The sequence below is a fragment of the Humibacter sp. genome, assembly GCF_051954055.1.
Classification (GTDB): domain Bacteria; phylum Actinomycetota; class Actinomycetes; order Actinomycetales; family Microbacteriaceae; genus Humibacter.
The window spans coordinates 1-17,471 of sequence record NZ_JBQCIE010000092.1 but is presented as its reverse complement, the minus strand read 5'-3'; the positions used below and the strand labels follow the sequence as shown (position 1 = coordinate 17,471).

The following is a 17,471-nucleotide window of genomic DNA, read 5'->3' as shown; positions in this document are numbered from 1 at the left end:
TCTTGACCCCATGGCAGAACGCTCCTGGTCCCTCGCCGGCGCGCTCCGCGGCATGTTCGCGAAGCGCACGATCGACGACGAGACCTGGGACGATCTCGAGACCGCGCTCATCACCGCCGACTTCGGTCCGGCGCTCACCGAGGAGATCGTCGACGAGCTGCACGAGAAGGTCGACCGATATCGCACCACCGATCCGGCGGACCTCCAGCGGATGCTCCGTGAGACCATCGAGGAGCGACTCGCCCGGTTCGATCCCACCTTGAAGCTCACCGAGCGTCCCGCCGTGGTGATCGTCGTCGGGGTGAACGGGGTCGGCAAGACCACGACGATCGGCAAGTTCGCGAAGTTCGTGCGCAACTTCGACCGCTCCGTCGTGGTCGGCGCCGCCGACACCTTCCGCGCAGCGGCTGTCGAGCAGCTGGCGACCTGGGCGCAGCGGGCGGGCGCGCAGATCGTGCGGCCGCAGCAGGAGCGCCAGGATCCCGCATCCGTCGCATTCCAGACCGTCGAGTACGCCAAGAGCACCGGAACCGAGATCGTGATCATCGACACCGCCGGACGCCTGCACACCAAGGGCGGTCTCATGGACGAGCTGTCGAAGATCAAACGGGTGGTGGAGAAGCAGGCACCGATCTCCGAGGTGCTGCTCGTGCTCGACGCGACCACAGGTCAGAACGGACTCGCGCAGGCGCAGGCCTTCATCGAGCACGCCGGCGTGACCGGGCTGGTGCTGACGAAGCTGGACGGGTCGGCCAAGGGCGGCTTCGTGCTCTCCGTGCAGGAACGCACCGGACTTCCGATCAAGCTCGTCGGACAGGGCGAGGGCATCGGCGACCTCACCGGATTCACGCCGCACGTCTTCGCTCAGCAGCTGGTCGGCTGATCAGTGCCGTCGAAGTACGCACAGCGACGGAAGGGGACCGGCATGGCGATCGAGCACGACTACTTCGGCATCGTTGAGGAGGACTCCACGGGCGGCCTGTACTGGAGCGAGACCGTCGACGTGGCCGATCAGCCGGTGCAGGTCGAGCTCACGGCACCGGTCGCCGACGACGTCTCCGAGAGCGGTCTGGATGCCGCGGCAACGGTCATCCGCTCGCTGGAGGGTCTGGATGCCAGGGCGCGCGACGCCCTCATCGCCGAGCTGAGCCAGCGCGGTTCGGTGACGACGCAGTACATCGACCAGCGCGTCGACGACATGGGGGAGTCGCTCCTCGACCTGCTCGTGCACAACTCCGGCGACATCGCCATGGACGTGCTGCGCTCCCTGCAGCTGCTCACCGTTGCGCTGCACCCGCAGGCCATCGACGACGAGGCGTTCGCGATCTTCACGTACTCGATCGACCCGGACGAGACGGATGCTGTGCTGCAGGTGAGCTTCGACGCGCGGGGCGACGTGGTGGCGGTGGACGACGGCGAGTAGCCTCCAGCACGCTCCATTACCATTGACCCCACCATGGCTACCTTCGGCACGCTCTCCGACCGGCTCACCGAGACCTTCAAGAACCTCCGCACCAAGGGCAAGCTCTCGGCATCGGATGTCGACGGCACCGTCCGCGAGATCCGTCGCGCACTGCTCGACGCGGACGTCTCGCTCGACGTCGTCAAGCAGTTCACCGCAACCGTGCGCGAGCGCGCGCTCAGCGACGAGGTCAATCAGGCGCTGAACCCCGCCCAGCAGGTGGTGCAGATCGTCAACGAGGAGCTGATCGGCATCCTCGGCGGCCAGCAGCGCAGGCTCGAGTTCGCGAAGAACCCGCCGACCGTCATCATGCTCGCCGGCCTGCAGGGCGCGGGAAAGACGACCCTGGCCGGCAAGCTCGCGAAGTGGCTGAAGAAGGACGGCCACACGCCCATGCTCGTCGCGGCCGACCTCCAGCGTCCGAACGCGGTCACGCAGCTGCAGGTGGTGGGCGAGCAGGCCGGTGTGCCCGTGTTCGCGCCCGAGCCGGGCAACGGTGTCGGCGACCCGGTTCGCGTGGCGAAGGATGCCGTCAAGCAGGCCGAGAGGCAGCAGTACGACATTGTCGTGATCGACACGGCCGGCCGGCTCGGCATCGATGCCGAGCTCATGAAGCAGGCATCGGACATCCGCAAGGCGACGAATCCCGACGAGGTGCTCTTCGTCATCGACGCGATGATCGGTCAAGACGCGGTCAACACGGCGAAGGCGTTCCAGGAAGGCGTCGACTTCACCGGTGTCGTGCTCACCAAGCTCGACGGCGACGCCCGAGGCGGTGCCGCGCTCTCGATCGCTTCCGTCACCGGACGGCCGATCATCTTCGCGTCGACCGGCGAGACGCTCGACGACTTCGAGCCGTTCCACCCCGACCGTATGGCCAGCCGCATCCTCGACCTCGGCGACGTGCTCACGCTCATCGAGCAGGCGCAGCAGGCGTTCGACGAGGAGGAGGCGCGCAAGGTCGCCGAGAAGTTCGCGACCGACAGCTTCACGCTCGACGACTTCCTGAAGCAGATGCAGCAGCTGCGCAACATGGGCTCGATCAAGAAGATGATCGGCATGCTCCCCGGTGCGGGCGCCATGCGCCAGCAGCTCGACCAGTTCGACGAGAAGGAGGTCGTGCGCACCGAGGCGATCATCCAGTCGATGACGCCGGCCGAGCGACACAACCCCAAGCTTCTGAACGGCTCCCGTCGCCTGCGCATCGCGAGGGGTTCCGGCATGACGGTGACGGATGTCAACCAGCTCGTCCAGCGTTTCGAGCAGGCCTCGAAGATGATGAAGACTGTTGCCAAGGGCGGTGTGCCGAACGTTCCCGGCATGGGTCCCATCCCCGGGGCCGGCTACGGCGGACGCAAGCAGCAGCAGAAGAAGGGCAAGTCCTCGCGCTCCGGCAACCCGGCGAAGCGCGCGGCGGAGAACGCGGCGCTCGCGGCCGGCGTGAAGCCAGGAGGCGGCTCGTCAGCGGGCGGCTCCGGTTTCGGCCTCGGATCTTCGGCAGCCGACGCTCAGAAGGGCGGCCAGAAGCCTCCGAAGGGCGAGGAGCTCGCCGCCGTGCAACGGCTATTCGGCCGCGGCTGAGCAGGGCTCACTCCAGCCCGTTGCGCAGCTCTTTCGTGAGCGAGGAGACGACCGCCGGCAGGCTTCCGCCATTCGCCTCGGCGACGGCCAGCTGCCGCTGGTAGCTGATGCCGCGCTCCAGGATGCGCTCGACGTCGGCGAGCTCCCGCGCGCACCCCAGACGCTCCGCCGTGGGCGCCAACTCGGTGACGAGCGTGCGGATGCCGTCGGCCACCGCACCCTGCGCTCCGCCGGCATCCACGATGATGTCCGCGTCGATGCCCCATCTCGCCGCACGCCACTTGTTCTCGCGCACGAACCACGGTTGCAGCACCAAAGGCGACTCTCCGTGGTCGAGCTGATCGGACATCCGATCGACGAGGCAGTGGATGACGGCCGCCAGCGCCCCGAGCTCCGTCGCGGTGGACACTCCGTCGCAGGCCCGCATCTCCACGGTGCCCCAGTGCGGTGATGGCCGGATGTCCCAGCGCACCTCGGTGTAGTCCCTGATCACGCCCGTGGTGATCAGGTCGTCGACGTAGCCCTCGTAGTCGCTCCACTCCGTCAGCTGCCAGGGCAGTCCTGCGGTGGGGAGCTGCTGGAACATCAGCGCACGGTTCGACGCGTAGCCGGTCGCAACGCCGCCCCAGAACGGGCTGGACGCGCTGAGCGCCTGCAGGTGCGGGTAGAACGTGAGCAGCCCGTTCACGATCGGAAGAACCTTGTCGCGCTCGTCGATGCCCACGTGCACATGCACGCCCCAGATGAGCATCTGACGGCCCCACCACTGCGTGCGCTCCAGCAGATGGTCGTAGCGCTCCGACTGCGTCGATCGCTGGTCGAACCACTGCGCGAACGGGTGCGTGCCCGCGCACATCAGCTCGACATCCATCTCGTCGGTGACGGTGCGCACCAGGTCGATGAGCCCCTGCAGATCGGCCACGGCGTCTGGAACGCTGTGGTGCACCCCGCTCACCAGCTCGATGGTGTTCAGCAGCAGCTCGTGCGTGATCTGCGGATGCTCGCTGCCGTCGCCTGGGCCCAGTGCCGGAAGCACCTCGTCGGCCACCTGCACCAGGTCGCCCGTGTCGCGGTCGACGAGCGCGATCTCCCACTCGATGCCCACTGTGGAGCGCTCGGATTCGGCGAAATCGATCCGCATGCGCCGCCCCCTCCCAGGCGTCGTCGCTTGGGCCGAGAGGCTCTTCCACGCCTGGAGTACTGCGACTGACGGGCGCAAGGGGCATCCCGACCCGGGACTTGGGGCTAGCCTATCGTTCGCCGAGTTCACGATCGTGGGAGGCTCGGTACAGGCGCCACGGCCGGTCCCGTCGGTGTCGCAAGGTCGCGACTTCACCGGGAGGGGTCCGACCTGGCGTGAGCGGAACGGAAGAGACACATATGCGACTGATGGTGCAAGGAACCCGCAATCGGCTGGAGAACGAACTCGACATCCCCGTTTCGAAATATCACGCACATCGTGCCCTCGTGCTGGCGTCGCTGGCTGAGGGCACGAGCGTCGTGAGGGGGCTCTCCGCGACGCGGCAGATCGAGTGGACGGTGAGCGTGCTGCGCGCGCTCGGCACGCGCATCGACATCGACGGCGACTCGTACATCGTGCACGGAGGCAGGTACCGGGCGTCCGACGTCGTCGAGCGCGGCTCCAGCGGCCCGGACGGCGTGCTGAACGTCGGATCCAGCGGCACGACGCTGTACTTCATGGTCGGCCTCGCGTCACTGGCCGACCGGCCGATGACGCTCACCGGAATGAAGTACTTCCAGCGCCGGCCGATCAAGGCGCTGCTCGACTCCCTCAGGCAGATGGGCGTGCAGCTGAAGAGCACGGATGACTGCCCACCGATCACCGTGCAGCCGCAGGCACCGCTCGGCGGCGACGTCTCCATCGCCGGAACGCTCTCGCAGTGGCTGAGCGGGCTGCTGCTGCTCGCACCGTTCGCGCAGAACGACACGACCATCCACGTCACCGGCGGCCACCTCAACGAGCAGCCGTACGTCGACCTCACCGTGCGCATGATGCGCATGTTCGGCCTGCAGGTCGAGGTCTCCGACGACTGGCTCACGTACCGCGTGCCGGCGGGACAGAGGGCGCAGCCCACCGAGTACAGCATCCCGCCGGACATCGGATCGGCCGCTTTCGGTATCGCCGCCGCCGCGCTTCACCCGGGGGACGTGCTGCTGCGCGGACTGTCGGCCACGCGTGCCGCCGAGACGGATCATCCCGAGGCCGAGTTCCTCGATCTGGCGGCCGAGATGGGCGTGCCGATGATCAGGGACGAGAAGACCGGGTTCGTGCGCATCGCGCACGACGGCCTGAAGCTCAAGCCCATCGACGTGGACTGCGGGCCGATCCCCGACCTGCTGCCCGTGCTCTCCACGCTGGCCACGTTCGCGGACGGCACATCGCGCCTGCACAACGTGAAGCACATCCGGCTGAAGGAATCCGACCGGGTTGCGGCGATGCTTCAGCTGAACCGCATGGGCGGTCGACTCGAGCAGAGCCCGGACGAGCTGCGGATCACCGGCGTCGACTCGTTGACCGGCGCCGCGATGTCGTCGTTCAACGACCACCGGGTGCTGATGGCGCTCGCCGTGGCCGCAACGCGAGCCGAAGGGCAGTCGACGCTGACGTATCCGCACGCGTATCGCATCTCGTATCCGATGTTCCTCGACGAGATGAACGGCATCGGACTGCACATGGATGTCGGCACCAAGCCGGTCGAGGACGAGCGCGAGGAGCACGCCGCGACCGCGGACGACGTCGCGGCCTCGCTCGGTGCGCTCGCCGAACCGCTGCTGCTCACGGAGGCCGTCGCCGCGACGAGGGCCGCCGAGCCGGACGCGCCGGCCGTGCTGGAAGCGGACGGCCACGCCCTCACCTCGCTCACGTGGCGCGAGTTGGGCGAGGAGGCCGACAAGGTGTCCGCCCTGCTGCTGGAGATGGGCGTGCGCCGCGGCGAGCCCGTTGCGGTGCAGCTGCCGAACTGGAGCGAGTTCGTCGCGATCGCGCTCGGCATCATGCAGGTCGGAGCCGTCGTGACGCCGATCATGCCCGTGTTCGGCCCGCGCGAGACGTCGATGACGCTCAGCCGGTCTCGCGCCCGCGTGGTGTTCTTGCCGAACTACTTCCGCGGCCGGCAGCCCGTCGTGGAGCTGCTCGCCACGATCGGCGAGGCCAAGGCGCGCGGAAGGCGGCTCTCCGTGGAGCACGTCGTCGTGCTGCGTAGCGAGAACCGGCACGGTGCTGACTCGTCGGTGGAGATCCCCCCGATCCCGAACGACGCGGTCGAAGACGCCAGCGCCACGGACTGGAACTGGCGGTACTACGACGCCGCCCTCGCCGCCGTCACGGTCGACAAGGACGTTCTCACTCGAGTCGCGCCGCGTCTCGACGACTACTGCCAGCTGCTCTTCACGTCAGGCACGACGGGTGAGCCCAAGGGCGTGCAGCACACCTACCGCAGTCTGGGTCTTGCTACGGCGATGGAGGTGCGCCACCTCGGCCTCACGCACGACGATCGCATCTACGTGCCGTCTCCGCTGGCCCACCAGACCGGGTTCCTGTACGGCATGCTCTTGGCGTGGCGGCTCGGAGTCGCCGTGGTCATCCAGCCCATCTGGGACGGCCGCGTAGCCCTGGAGCGGGCCTTCCGCGAGGGCCGCGCCACCTTCGTGCAGGCGGCAACGCCGTTCCTCTCCGATCTGCTCACGCTCGTCGAGGCCGGCACACCTGCGCCGAGCAGCCTGCGCATCTTCGTCGCCACCGGCGCCGCCGTCCCGCGCGCGCTGTCCCAGCGGGCCACCGAGGTGCTGGGCACTCGCGTGCTCGGCGCGTTCGGCACGACGGAGACCTGCCTCGGCACGCTGGCCGGCACCGACGACAAGCCCGAGGATGCCTGGGGCAGCGACGGTCGCGCCCTGTTCGGCGTCGACGTACGCATCGTCGACGATCAGGGCCAGCCGGTAGAGGCGGGCGTCGAGGGCAACTATGAGTTGCGCTCGCCCACCGTGTTCGACGGATACCTCGACCGCTTCGACCTCACGTCGGACGTCTTCACCGACGACGGCTGGTACCGCACCGGCGATCTCGCCTACCTCGACAAGGCCGGATTCCTGCACATCACCGGCCGGGTGAAGGACGTGATCAACCGGGGCGGCGAGAAGATCCCGGTGGTCGAGATCGAGAACCTGCTGTATCAGCATCCGAAGGTCACCGACGTCGCCATCGTCGCGATGCCCGACCCGCGGCTGGGGGAGCGGGCGTGCGCGTTCGTCGTTCCGGCGGCCGACGGTTCGCCGTTGACCCTGGCGGAGGTGCAGGATTATCTCGGTCGAGCGGGCACGTCGAAGTACTACTGGCCCGAGCGCATCGAACACATCGACGCACTGCCGCGCAACGTGGTGGGGAAGATCCAGAAGAACCTGCTGCGCGAGCAGGCGGCGGCGCTCGTCGCCCCAGTGCACGAGAACCCAGTGCACGAGAACACGGACGCCGCGCACCGGAAGGAGAATGCATGAGCCAGGTCGCCGGCACGGAGTACGCCGAACCCGAGAGCGCTGCCAGTCAGCTCGGAGACGACGAGTTCGCCGCGCTCAAGCGCGAGGTCACCGAGTGGGTAACGGGCCCCGGTGAGGACTTCGCAGAGCGGATCGAGGCCGACGGTGCCCTGCCCCCCGAGCTGTTCGGCGAGTTGCGCGACCGCGGCTACCTCTCGCTGGCGGCTCCCGAGCGCCTCGGCGGACGCGGCATCCCGTTCCCGCAGTACCTGGAGCTGATGGAGATCTTCTCCCGCTCGCACGCCTCCATCCGGATGCTCGTGCACGTGATCAACGGCACCTGGCGTGCGATGGACCCGTACATGACCGAGGAGCAGCGCGCGGAGTTCGTGGTGCCGTCGGTCACCGGGCGCAAGCTCGTCGCGTTCACGCTGACCGAGGCCACGGGCGGAACCGGTGCGGACATCCACACCACCGTTCGCCGCGAGGGCGACACGTACCTCTTGAACGGGGAGAAGCACCTCATCACGTTCGGCGTGAAGTGCGACTGGTGGCTGCTGGCCGCGCGGCTGGAGGGCTCCAGCGGCAAGCACGGAGTCGTGGCGCTCATGGTGCCCAACACCGGACTGCCAGGCGCCGACGTGATCGACGACTCCGAGACGATGGGCGTGCACGGCACCGACCACGCGATCCTGCGCTTCCACGACACGCCCGTGCCGGTGGCGAACCGGGTCGGCGAGGAGGACCAGGGCCTCGAGGTCATGCTCGGCGGATTCCTGCTGCCGAGCCGCGTCTCCGTCGCGATGAGCTGCATCGGGCTGGCGGAACGCGCACAGGAACTGGCCGTGCAGTACGCACAGCGCCGGGAGACGTTCGGCAAGAAGCTCGCTGAGCGGCAGGCTGTGCAGTTCCTGCTCGCCGAGAACTTCGCAGACATCCGTGCGGCGAGGGCGCTCGTGCTCGAGGCGGCACGCGCCTACGAGAACGACGACCCCGAGGCGGGCGTGCTGTCCAGCGCCAGCAAGATGGTCGCCGTCGACATGCTGACCAGGGTGACCGACAAGGCGCTGCAGATCCACGGCGGTCAGGGCTACTGGAAGCGCAACCCGATCGAGCGCGTGTACCGGGATGCCCGTGCGCAGCGCTTCGAGGAGGGCACGAACGAGATCCAGAAGCTCGTCGTCGGCCGCGCCGTGCTGACCGGACAGGTCTGACCGCACCCCTTCTCCCCGAACCCATTCACCGAACAGGAGCACCTTCACCCATGACGTCCGCCCCCACCGACTCCGGCGCATCCCCCCGCGTCACCCTCATCACCGGCAGCTCGCGCGGCATCGGCCGCGTGCTCGCTCTGAAGCTCGCCGCCCGAGGCGAACACGTCGTGGTGAACTACAAGACGAACGCCGGCCTGGCAGAGGATGTCGTGCGCGAGGCGCGCGAGGCAGGCGGCGGCGGCATCGCCGTGCAGGCGAACATCGAGGAGCCCGACGACATCGACGCGCTGTTCGAGAAGGTGCGAGCCGAGTACGGACGCCTGGACGGGTTCGTCGCCAACGCCGCGGCCAGCGCGTTCAAACCGATCTCGGCGCTGAAGCTGCACCACCTCGACCGCAACTGGGCGATGAACGTGCGCTCGTTCGTGCTCGGCGGGCAGCGCGCCGCGCAGCTCATGACCGAGGGCGGACGCATCGTCGCGCTGACGAGCTACGGTTCGCTGCGCGCGTTCCCGACCTACGCCTCGCTCGGGGCGGCGAAGGCCGCGGTCGAGTCGTACGTGAAGTTCATGGCGGCCGAGTTCGGACCGCGGAACATCACGGTGAACGCGGTGAACGGTGGCCTCATCGACACCGACTCGCTGGAGTACTTCTACCAGCGCGTGCCGGGCATGGCGCCGATGTCGAGCGTGATCGAGAAGGTGCCGCTCGGCCGACCCGGAACGGCGGACGACATGGCCTCCGCTGTCGAGTTCCTGCTCGGCGCTCACGCCGGTTACATCACGGGGCAGATCATCACGGTCGACGGCGGCCTCACCGTGGTGGCGCCGCCGTTCTGGGCCGATACCAGCGGTGAACTGCGTGCCGCCGTGTACGGAGCGGAGTCCGCGGATTCAACCGCATCCGCCGACCGGTAGATCTCGGCGACCGACGAATGCCCGCCACGGCCGAGCTTCTCGCCCGCACGTTCACCCCGTGGTCGCTGGGTTCGCTGCGCCTGCCGCACCGCGTGGTGGTGGGCAGCATGCACACCGGACTGGAGGCGCGGGACGACGGAGGCGAGGGCCTCGCCGCGTTCTACCGCGAGCGGATCGCGGGCGGGGCATCCCTCATCGTCACCGGCGGACTCGCTGTCTCGCCCGAAGGACGCGGCGGGCCGGACTACGTCGTGCTGTCGGATCCGGCGGCCCAGGAGCGCCTCGCGTTCGCGGTGAACGCCGCTCACGAGGCCGGCGGTGCGGTCTGCGCGCAACTGTTCCATGCCGGCCGCTACGCCGTGCTGAGCGGGCTCACCGACGGCGCGGGCGCTCCGCTGCAGTCGGTGGCGCCGTCGTCCGTGCCGTGGGCGGCGGCGAAGAGCGAGGTGCCCAGGGAACTCACCGGCGCGGAGGTCGAGGAGGTCGTCCGGCAGTTCGCGGATGCCGCGGCCACCGCGAAGCGGATCGGGTTCGACGCCGTCGAGGTGATGGCATCCGAGGGGTACCTGATCAACCAGTTCTGCTCGCCGGTCACCAATCTCCGCGACGACGAGTGGGGCGGGGATCAGGAACGTCGCGAACGGTTCGCGGTCGAGGTGATCCGTGCCGTGCGCGAGGCCGTGGGGGAGCTGCCGGTCACGGTGCGCATCTCGGGCGACGACCTCATGCCGGGAGCCCCGTCACCCGACCAGTACGCGCGGCTGGCCGTGCGGCTGGCGGAGGAGGGAGCGGATGCCATCAGCGTGGGCATCGGCTGGCACGAGTCCCGCGTGCCGACGGTGCAGGCATCCGTTCCGCACGGTGCCTGGCTGGCGGCGGCGGAACGCGTCTCGGCGGCCCTCGCCGAGGGCGGCAAGCGCGCCGTGGTGATCGCCAGCAACCGCTTCACCGACCTGCGCGACGTCGAGCAGGTGCTGCGCCGCGGCACCGTGGACGCGGTCGCACTCGCGCGACCGTTCCTGGCCGACCCGCTGCTGATCGAGCGGTCGAGGTCGGGTGACTTCGCCGCGGTGAACACCTGCATCGGATGCGACCAGGCGTGCATCGACCGATCGCTCGTGTTTCAGCCCGTGTCGTGCCTGGTGAACCCGCGGGCGGGCCGGGAGAGCGAGTTCCCGGTCGTCGCGACGCGCGCGCGTGCTCACGTCGCCGTGGTGGGTGGGGGACCTGCCGGCATGGCGTCGGCGCTCGACCTCGCCCGACGCGGCCACGCGGTCACGCTCTTCGAGGCCGCGGATGCCCTCGGCGGACAATTCGCACTGGCCGCGCACGTTCCGGGCAAGGAGGACTACGCCGCGACGCCACGGTCGGTGGCCGCGGAGCTCGGCCGGCTGGGAGCGGTCATCGCGACCTCCACGATCGCGACGGCGGACCTTCTTGCGGACTTCGATGGGGTCGTGCTCGCCTCGGGGGTGCGCCCGCGGCGCATCGACGTGCCCGGAGCCGACCTGCCGCACGTCATGGACTACGAACGGGCGATCCTCGCAGGTGTGCCCGAGGGGCCGGTCGCCGTGATCGGCGGAGGAGGCATCGGCGTCGACGTGGCCACGATGCTCGTCGAACCCGCGGATGCCCGTGAGCGCGCCGCCGCGTTCGGCCCGCGATTCGATCTGCCGTGGTCGGCGGATCTTCTCGAGGAGCGTAGAGCGGTGTGGGCCAACCGCAACCCGTCGCGCGCGACGCGCCCGGGTAGCGAGGTGACCGTGCTGCGCCGCTCCGGCAAATTCGGGCAGGGCGTCGGGATCACCGCAAGATGGGTGGTCGTCGGCGCACTGCGCGATGCCGGCGTGCGGATGCTGAGTGGGCTCTCGTATCGCCGCATCACGCCGGACGGGGTGGAGATCCAGACCGACGACGGAACCGTGGAGCTCATTCCGGCGGCAACCGTCGTGGTGTGCGCGGGGCAGGAATCCCACGACCCGCTGCGACGGGACCTGGAGCAGCGAGGCATCCTTCACGAGGTCGTCGGCGGTGCAAGGGATGCCTCCCGCGTCGACGCCGTGCGGGCCACGACCGAGGGACTGGCGGCAGCGCGCCGGATCGCGCCCTAAGCCCGCCGGCCAAGCGATTATCGGTCGGGGCGCGGAATCTGCAAGAATGGTCAGTCGAGTTCTCACGGAACGACCCTCTATCTTCCGTGGGAGGACTCTCTCATCAGACCTCCTGCCGCGTGTGCCCCACGCCCTCGGCAGTCAGTTCGCTTGAAACACGAAAACTCTGGAGAAAAGTGGCTGTCAAGATCCGCCTCAAGCGGCTCGGAAAGATCCGTGCCCCGTACTACCGCATCGTCGTCGCCGACTCGCGCACCAAGCGCGACGGTCGTGTGATCGAGGAGATCGGCAAGTACCACCCCACCGAGGAGCCCTCGTTCATCGAGGTCGACTCGGACCGCGCCCAGTACTGGCTCGGCGTCGGTGCACAGCCGACCGAGCAGGTGCTGGCCATCCTGAAGCTCACCGGCGACTGGGGCAAGTTCAAGGGCGACAAGAACGCCACGAGCACGGTCAAGACGCCCGAGGCGAAGGTCGCGTTCGTCGCCGACGAGAAGAAGAAGCCGGTCCTCAAGCCGAAGAGCGACAAGCCGGCGCCGAAGGCCGAGCCGGTTGCCGAGGCTGACGCGCCGGCCGACGAGACGACCGAGGCGTAAGACCTTGCTCGCTCCCGCTCTTCAGCACCTGGTCGAGGGAATCGTCGACCACCCCGACGATGTGCATGTCGTGGCGAAGGAGTCATCGCGTGGCGAGGTCCTCGAGGTTCGCGTGAACCCCGAGGACCTCGGCCGGGTGATCGGTCGTTCCGGCCGCACGGCGAAGGCTCTTCGCGCGGTCGTGAACGCGCTGGCCGACGGCCGTCGCGTGCGTGTCGACCTCATCGACTGACGAACGGTGAGCGGCAAGCGAACCGAGCCGAAACAGCCGAAGCAGCAGCTTCGCGTCGGCAGACTGACCAAGGCCCACGGTCTGAAGGGGGCCATCAAACTCGAGCTCTACACCGACGATCCCGAGCGTCGCTTCGTGCCGGGAGCCGAGTTCTCACTGCAAGTGCCCACCGGATCCAAGTGGCACGGCAAGACCATCCGTCTGGCCGAACTGCGCTGGTACAACGGGCATCCCGTCGGATTCTTCGAGGGTGTCACGGACCGCACCGAGGCCGAGACGTTGATCAAGGCGATCCTCTGGGTCGATCAGGACGACACGGTCGAAGAGGATGCTTGGTACGACCACCAGCTCGTCGGCCTGCGGGTGCTGCGTGACGGCACCGAGGTCGGCACGATCGCCCGGGTAGACCACCTGCCCGCTCAGGACCTGCTCGCCGTCAAGACGCGTGACGGCGAGGTGCTGGTGCCGTTCGTCTCCGCGATCGTGCCGGAGGTGGACATCAAGGCCGGCACCGTCACGGTGACACCGCCGACGGGCCTGTTCGAGGATGTGCCGGACGACGCCGATGCGGATGCTCCGGACGCCGACTCCGTGGCGGGCAGCGAGGGAGCGGATGCCGCAGTGGGGGAGCCCCAGGGGCGGACCGCGCCAGAGGCCGAGGGCTCCGCGGAGTAGCGCGGGTCACCCGAACGGTCGCGCACTCGTCCTTCGAGCGAATCGCTAGCGCTACACAAATCGGCATCCGCTACAGAAGTCGCCATCCGCTACAGGTCTTTTGTGTAGCGGATGCCGATAGGTGTAGCGGAACCGGATGGCCCGTCGTACGCCGCGACGCGTCTTCCGTCCCCAGGCGGTGGGGCTGTGGTGTTTCGAGCCGAGATGATTTCGACCCGCCATCGCTTTGCTGCGCCGAGCCAGGGAGACTGAAGGCATGCGACGGCAACGGTTGCTCCGCGCAGCTATCGCGTGCGGCGCGGCGTTCGCGCTCACCGCATGCACGGGCGGCGGTGTGTCCGCGCCGACGACCTTTCGTCCGACGATGCAAGCGACTGGTCCGGCGACGACATCCGCAACGCCCGGTACCTCGTCACTATGGCCGAGCTACCACGCCGATCAGGCGCGCACCGCGGCCGTACGTGGTTCCGTCCCCGATCCAGCTCGAAGGATGTGGAAGGCCGATCTTGGCGCTGCCGTCTACGGCCAACCGGTTGTGATCGGCGATACGGTCATCGTCGGCACCGAATCCAACGACGTGGTCGCGCTCAACCGCAGCAGCGGGCACCGGCTGTGGTCGTACCGCCTCGGCACACCGCTCACGAATGTTGCCGAGCGCGCCGGCTGCGGCAACATCGATCCGCTCGGCATCACCTCGACGCTCGCCATCGACGCGGACCGGCGCGAAGTGTTCGCCGTCGGGGAGGTCGTCGACGGCGACTCGGTGCACCACAAGCTCGTGGGGCTGGCCGTCGACACCGGACGAGAGTTGCTCAGCGAAAGCGTCGACCCGCCGCTTCCGGCGGGGGAGCAGAGCATCCATCTGCTGCAGCGCGCCGGCCTCGCGATCGGCAACGGCCGCGTCTACATCGGCTACGGGGGCAACATCGGGGACTGCGGCACCTACCACGGCTGGCTCGTCGGAGCGTCGGAGACCAAGGTCGGCGATCTCGTGAGCTTCGAGGTCGCCCGCGACGGCGAGGGAGGCGCCATCTGGCTCTCGGGCGGAGCGCCGGCGATCGCCTCCGACGGCAGTGTCTATGTCACCACGGGCAACGCCAATCCCTTCCCGCCGGGACAGGACCGATTCGAATACACCGAGAGCGTCGTGAAGCTGTCCCCGACCCTGAACGTGCTCGCCTCGTTCAAAGACCGGGCGGCGAGCGGCGACGAGGACCTCGCCACCGGCAATCCGGTCCTGCTGCCCGGCGGGCTCGTGTTCGCGGTCGGCAAGACGGATGCCGGGTACCTGCTGCGAGCATCCGATCTCGGCCGCGTTGCGACGATCCGGGATGTCTGCGGCAGCGATCCCGACGGCGGTCCCGCCTACGATCCGACGACCGGCCGGCTGTTCGTGCCGTGCCGCGGGGGTGGCATCCAGGTCATCGACGTCGCGAAGCGGATGCTCGGCTCGCGACTGTCCGGCGCGAACGGCGCTCCCATCGTCGTCGGCGACACCGTCTGGGCAGCGCAGTACCCGACCGGAGGACTCACCGAATACGCGGCGACCTCGGGCACTCGCCGGCAGACGCTCGACACGGGACCACTACCCACGTTTGCGTCACCGTCGTTCGCGGGCGGGATGCTCTTCATCGGCACCCGCACGGGCGTCGTCGCGTTCGGCGGGTGAGTCGGCGAGCGGAGGATCTTCGGCACGCCTGCGATCAACCGCCGACCACGAGCGAGGTCGATGCCTCGTACGGTCCTGGACACGCCTCGGTGCCCATGTTGCGCCACGCCAAGCGCACGCGGCTGTCGGCGACGATGCTGCCGCCACTATCGAACGCGGCGACGTGACCGATGCGCGGCCGCTCGAATGCCGTCGGGACTGACCAGGTATCGCCTTCATGGCTGACGAGGAAAATGGGCGTCGGCTTCGAGCCGCTGCCCTCGTAGACCATGGCAAGTCTGTGTGGCGTGCAGGTGGCTCCGCCGCAGAATCCGACGTCTGCGACGCGCGAGGTATGACCGGAGACCTGCACGCGGACGGAGTTGGAATAAGCGACCGCAGAGCACGCTTCAGGCGGCGCAGCGGAGCACGACGACAACGCGACGAGAAGAAGTGACGTGCCGGCCGCGGCCAGCACTCCTCTGCACCGCATGGTGCCAGTATCCGCTCGGCACGCTCACGCCCGCGACACTGCCACCACCGCCGTCTTGAACTCGGGCATCGCGGAGACCGGGTCGACGGCGTCACTCGTCAGGAGGTTCGCGCTCTCGGCGTCGGGAAAGTGGAACGGCAGGAACACCGTGTCCGCACGGATGCCGGCATCCAGCTCGACCGGAGCCGTGACGCGGCCTCGGTCGTTCTCGATGACCGCAACATCGCCGTCACTCAGCCCCCGCGCGGCCGCCGCCGCGGGATGCAGCACCGCAACCAGCCGCGGACGGGCATCCACCAGCTCGGGCACGCGTCTGGTCTGCGCGCCCGACTGGTAGTGCTCGAGCAGCCGCCCGGTCACCATCCACAGTTCGCCCGGTGCTCGTGGAATCTCAACCCCGGGCCGGCGACGTACCGCAACGAATCGCGCCCGTCCGTCCTCGTGCCAGAATCGCTCGGCGAACAGGCGCGGTGTCGACACTCCGCCCGCCGGGAACGGCCAGTGCACCGGCTCGCCGCCCTTGAGCGTCCGGTAGTCGATGCCGGAGTAGTCGGCCTTGCCGCCCGCGGATGCCCGTGCCAGCTCCCCGAACACGGCTTGCGGCTCCGCGTCGAACTTCACGTGCGGCGCGAGACGCTTGGCGAGTTCGGCCAGAATCCACAACTCGCTCCTGGCCTGCCCAGGCGACGAGACCGCACGGCGCCGGCGCAGCACCCGGCCCTCGAGGTTCGTCATCGTGCCGTCCTCCTCGGCCCACTGCGTGACGGGGAGCACGATGTGCGCACGCTGGGCCGTCTCGCTGAGAACGAAGTCGCACACCACGAGCGTATCCAGCCGGTCCAGAGCCTCGCGCACGACGCCGGCGTTCGGCGCGGACACGACTGGGTTCGCACCGTGCACGAGAAGACAGCGCACACCGTCCGAGGTGCCGGCGGTCTCCAGAAGCTGCACGGCCGGCACGCCAGGACCCGGGATCGCGTCGGCGTCGATGCCCCAGACGGCAGCGACGTGGGCACGCGCATCCGGATCCGTGATCGACCGGTAACCGGGCAGCTGGTCGGCCTTCTGCCCGTGTTCCCGGCCGCCCTGACCGTTGCCCTGCCCGGTCATCGTCCCGTAGCCGCTGCCGGCGCGCCCGGGCAGGCCGAGGAGCAGCGCGAGGTTGATCGCCGCGGTCGCCGTGTCCGTGCCGTCCGCGTGCTGCTCGACGCCGCGCCCGGTGAGGATGTACGCGTCGCCCTCTGCGAGTCGGCGCACCACCGCGCGCATCCGCTCGGCCGGCACTCCCGTGACCGCCTGGGTGCGTTCCGGCCACCACTCGGCGACGCTCCGGCGCACGGCCTCGTAGCCCGTCGTGCGCGACTCCACGAACTCGAGGTCGACCAGTCGCTCGGCGATCGCCATGTGTGCGAGCCCGAGCAGCAGCGCGAGGTCGGTTCCCGGAGCGGGAGCCAGATGCATCCCGCCGCCTTCTGCGGTGAGCTTCGCCGTCGACGAGCGACGCGGATCGACCACGATCAGCCCGCCGGCCGATCGCGCACCCTGAAGGTGACGCAGGAACGGCGGCATCGTGTCGGCCATGTTCGACCCCAGCACGAGAACGGTGCGCGCCGAGTCGAGGTCGGTCACCGGGAACGGCAGTCCGCGATCGAGGCCGAACGCACGGTTCGACGCAGCGGCCGCCGACGACATGCAGAAACGCCCGTTGTAGTCGATGCGCGAGGTGCGCAACGCCGCCCTGGCGAACTTGCCCAGCTGGTACGCCTTCTCATTCGTCAGCCCGCCGCCACCGAAGATGCCGACGGCGTCGCGCCCGAAGGATGCCTGCGCCCGCGCGATCCGCTCGGCGACGGCATCCAGCGCGGTCTCCCACGACACCGGCACGAGGCGTCCGCGGGCATCGCGCATCAAAGGCTCGGTGAGCCGGTCCGGGGCGTCGAGCACGACGGCGGATGTCCAACCCTTCTTGCAGAGTCCGCCGCCGTTCGTGGGGAAGTCGCGACCTGTGACCTCGAGCAGCGGGTCTCCCGGCTCGCGCACCTTCGGTG

14 protein-coding genes are annotated in these 17,471 nt (G+C 69.0%); 11 read left to right on the top strand and 3 right to left on the bottom strand.

Translation table 11 applies throughout. The annotated features are described in order from the left end of the window. Positions 1-10 precede the first annotated feature (10 nt). The 3 genes from ftsY to ffh are packed head-to-tail and all read left to right on the top strand — an operon-like array spanning position 11 to position 3,043. Positions 11-883 carry a signal recognition particle-docking protein FtsY gene (gene ftsY, locus ACTHNC_RS10030; RefSeq protein ID WP_440294459.1) on the top strand — a complete coding sequence of 291 codons (873 nt, stop codon included), beginning with the start codon at positions 11-13 and terminating at the stop codon, positions 881-883. 42 nt (positions 884-925) lie between these two features. After that, positions 926-1,423 (top strand): DUF2004 domain-containing protein, encoded by a 498-nt coding sequence (locus ACTHNC_RS10025; protein WP_440294458.1) that lies wholly within the window; start codon positions 926-928, stop codon positions 1,421-1,423. A 33-nt stretch (positions 1,424-1,456) separates the two neighbouring features. Next, positions 1,457-3,043 (top strand): signal recognition particle protein, encoded by a 1,587-nt coding sequence (gene ffh / locus ACTHNC_RS10020; RefSeq protein ID WP_440294457.1) that lies wholly within the window; start codon positions 1,457-1,459, stop codon positions 3,041-3,043. A 7-nt stretch (positions 3,044-3,050) separates the two neighbouring features. Here ffh and ACTHNC_RS10015 read toward each other — a convergent pair whose 3' ends face one another. After that, the gene (locus tag ACTHNC_RS10015) at positions 3,051-4,184 is read right to left on the bottom strand and encodes a glutamate--cysteine ligase (RefSeq protein ID WP_440294456.1); all 1,134 of its coding nucleotides are present in this window, start codon (positions 4,182-4,184) and stop codon (positions 3,051-3,053) included. 248 nt (positions 4,185-4,432) lie between these two features. On the opposite strand from ACTHNC_RS10015, the gene aroA reads away from it, so the two are divergent. The 8 genes from aroA (at position 4,433) to ACTHNC_RS09975 (ending at position 14,951) form a co-directional block, all read left to right on the top strand. Continuing rightward, positions 4,433-7,558 carry a 3-phosphoshikimate 1-carboxyvinyltransferase gene (aroA, locus tag ACTHNC_RS10010; protein ID WP_440294455.1) on the top strand — a complete coding sequence of 1,042 codons (3,126 nt, stop codon included), beginning with the start codon at positions 4,433-4,435 and terminating at the stop codon, positions 7,556-7,558. Then, a complete protein-coding gene (locus ACTHNC_RS10005; RefSeq protein WP_440294454.1) occupies positions 7,555-8,751 on the top strand; it encodes an acyl-CoA dehydrogenase family protein in 1,197 nt (398 codons plus the stop codon). Before aroA ends, ACTHNC_RS10005 begins: the two co-directional genes overlap by 4 nt. Before the next feature lie 50 nt (positions 8,752-8,801). Next, positions 8,802-9,668 (top strand): SDR family oxidoreductase, encoded by an 867-nt coding sequence (locus tag ACTHNC_RS10000; protein ID WP_440294453.1) that lies wholly within the window; start codon positions 8,802-8,804, stop codon positions 9,666-9,668. A 17-nt stretch (positions 9,669-9,685) separates the two neighbouring features. Further along, entirely contained in the window at positions 9,686-11,779 is a 2,094-nt protein-coding gene (locus ACTHNC_RS09995; protein WP_440294452.1) for an FAD-dependent oxidoreductase, read from the top strand. Positions 11,780-11,955: 176 nt separating this feature from the next. Next, positions 11,956-12,375, top strand: a complete 420-nt coding sequence (rpsP, locus tag ACTHNC_RS09990; RefSeq protein ID WP_440294451.1) for a 30S ribosomal protein S16 — start codon at positions 11,956-11,958, stop codon at positions 12,373-12,375. Positions 12,376-12,379: 4 nt separating this feature from the next. After that, on the top strand, positions 12,380-12,607 hold the full coding sequence (locus ACTHNC_RS09985) for an RNA-binding protein (RefSeq protein ID WP_440294450.1): 228 nt from the start codon (positions 12,380-12,382) through the stop codon (positions 12,605-12,607). 6 nt (positions 12,608-12,613) lie between these two features. Then, a complete protein-coding gene (rimM, locus tag ACTHNC_RS09980) occupies positions 12,614-13,282 on the top strand; it encodes a ribosome maturation factor RimM (protein WP_440294449.1) in 669 nt (222 codons plus the stop codon). Positions 13,283-13,646: 364 nt separating this feature from the next. Further along, entirely contained in the window at positions 13,647-14,951 is a 1,305-nt protein-coding gene (locus tag ACTHNC_RS09975) for an outer membrane protein assembly factor BamB family protein (RefSeq protein ID WP_440294448.1), read from the top strand. 34 nt (positions 14,952-14,985) lie between these two features. Here the strand turns inward: ACTHNC_RS09975 and ACTHNC_RS09970 are convergent, their stop codons facing one another. Both ACTHNC_RS09970 and ACTHNC_RS09965 read right to left on the bottom strand, forming a co-directional pair. After that, positions 14,986-15,222, bottom strand: a complete 237-nt coding sequence (locus tag ACTHNC_RS09970; RefSeq protein ID WP_440294447.1) for a hypothetical protein — start codon at positions 15,220-15,222, stop codon at positions 14,986-14,988. A gap of 225 nt (positions 15,223-15,447) precedes the next feature. Next, positions 15,448-17,471 (bottom strand): molybdopterin oxidoreductase family protein (locus ACTHNC_RS09965; RefSeq protein ID WP_440294446.1); only part of this gene is annotated, 2,024 nt, incomplete at its 5' end.

Bases quoted from the DNA above. Each gene is read 5' to 3' on its own strand.
- ACTHNC_RS10025 (WP_440294458.1), top strand. From the start codon at position 926: ATGGCGATCGAGCACGACTACTTCGGCATCGTTGAGGAGGACTCCACG.
- ACTHNC_RS10000 (WP_440294453.1), top strand. From the start codon at position 8,802: ATGACGTCCGCCCCCACCGACTCCGGCGCATCCCCCCGCGTCACCCTC.
- ACTHNC_RS10005 (WP_440294454.1), top strand. From the start codon at position 7,555: ATGAGCCAGGTCGCCGGCACGGAGTACGCCGAACCCGAGAGCGCTGCC.
- ACTHNC_RS09995 (WP_440294452.1), top strand. From the start codon at position 9,686: ATGCCCGCCACGGCCGAGCTTCTCGCCCGCACGTTCACCCCGTGGTCG.
- ffh (WP_440294457.1), top strand. From the start codon at position 1,457: ATGGCTACCTTCGGCACGCTCTCCGACCGGCTCACCGAGACCTTCAAG.
- ACTHNC_RS10015 (WP_440294456.1), bottom strand. From the start codon at position 4,184: ATGCGGATCGATTTCGCCGAATCCGAGCGCTCCACAGTGGGCATCGAG.
- ftsY (WP_440294459.1), top strand. From the start codon at position 11: ATGGCAGAACGCTCCTGGTCCCTCGCCGGCGCGCTCCGCGGCATGTTC.
- ACTHNC_RS09970 (WP_440294447.1), bottom strand. From the start codon at position 15,222: ATGGTCTACGAGGGCAGCGGCTCGAAGCCGACGCCCATTTTCCTCGTC.
- ACTHNC_RS09975 (WP_440294448.1), top strand. From the start codon at position 13,647: ATGCAAGCGACTGGTCCGGCGACGACATCCGCAACGCCCGGTACCTCG.
- aroA (WP_440294455.1), top strand. From the start codon at position 4,433: ATGGTGCAAGGAACCCGCAATCGGCTGGAGAACGAACTCGACATCCCC.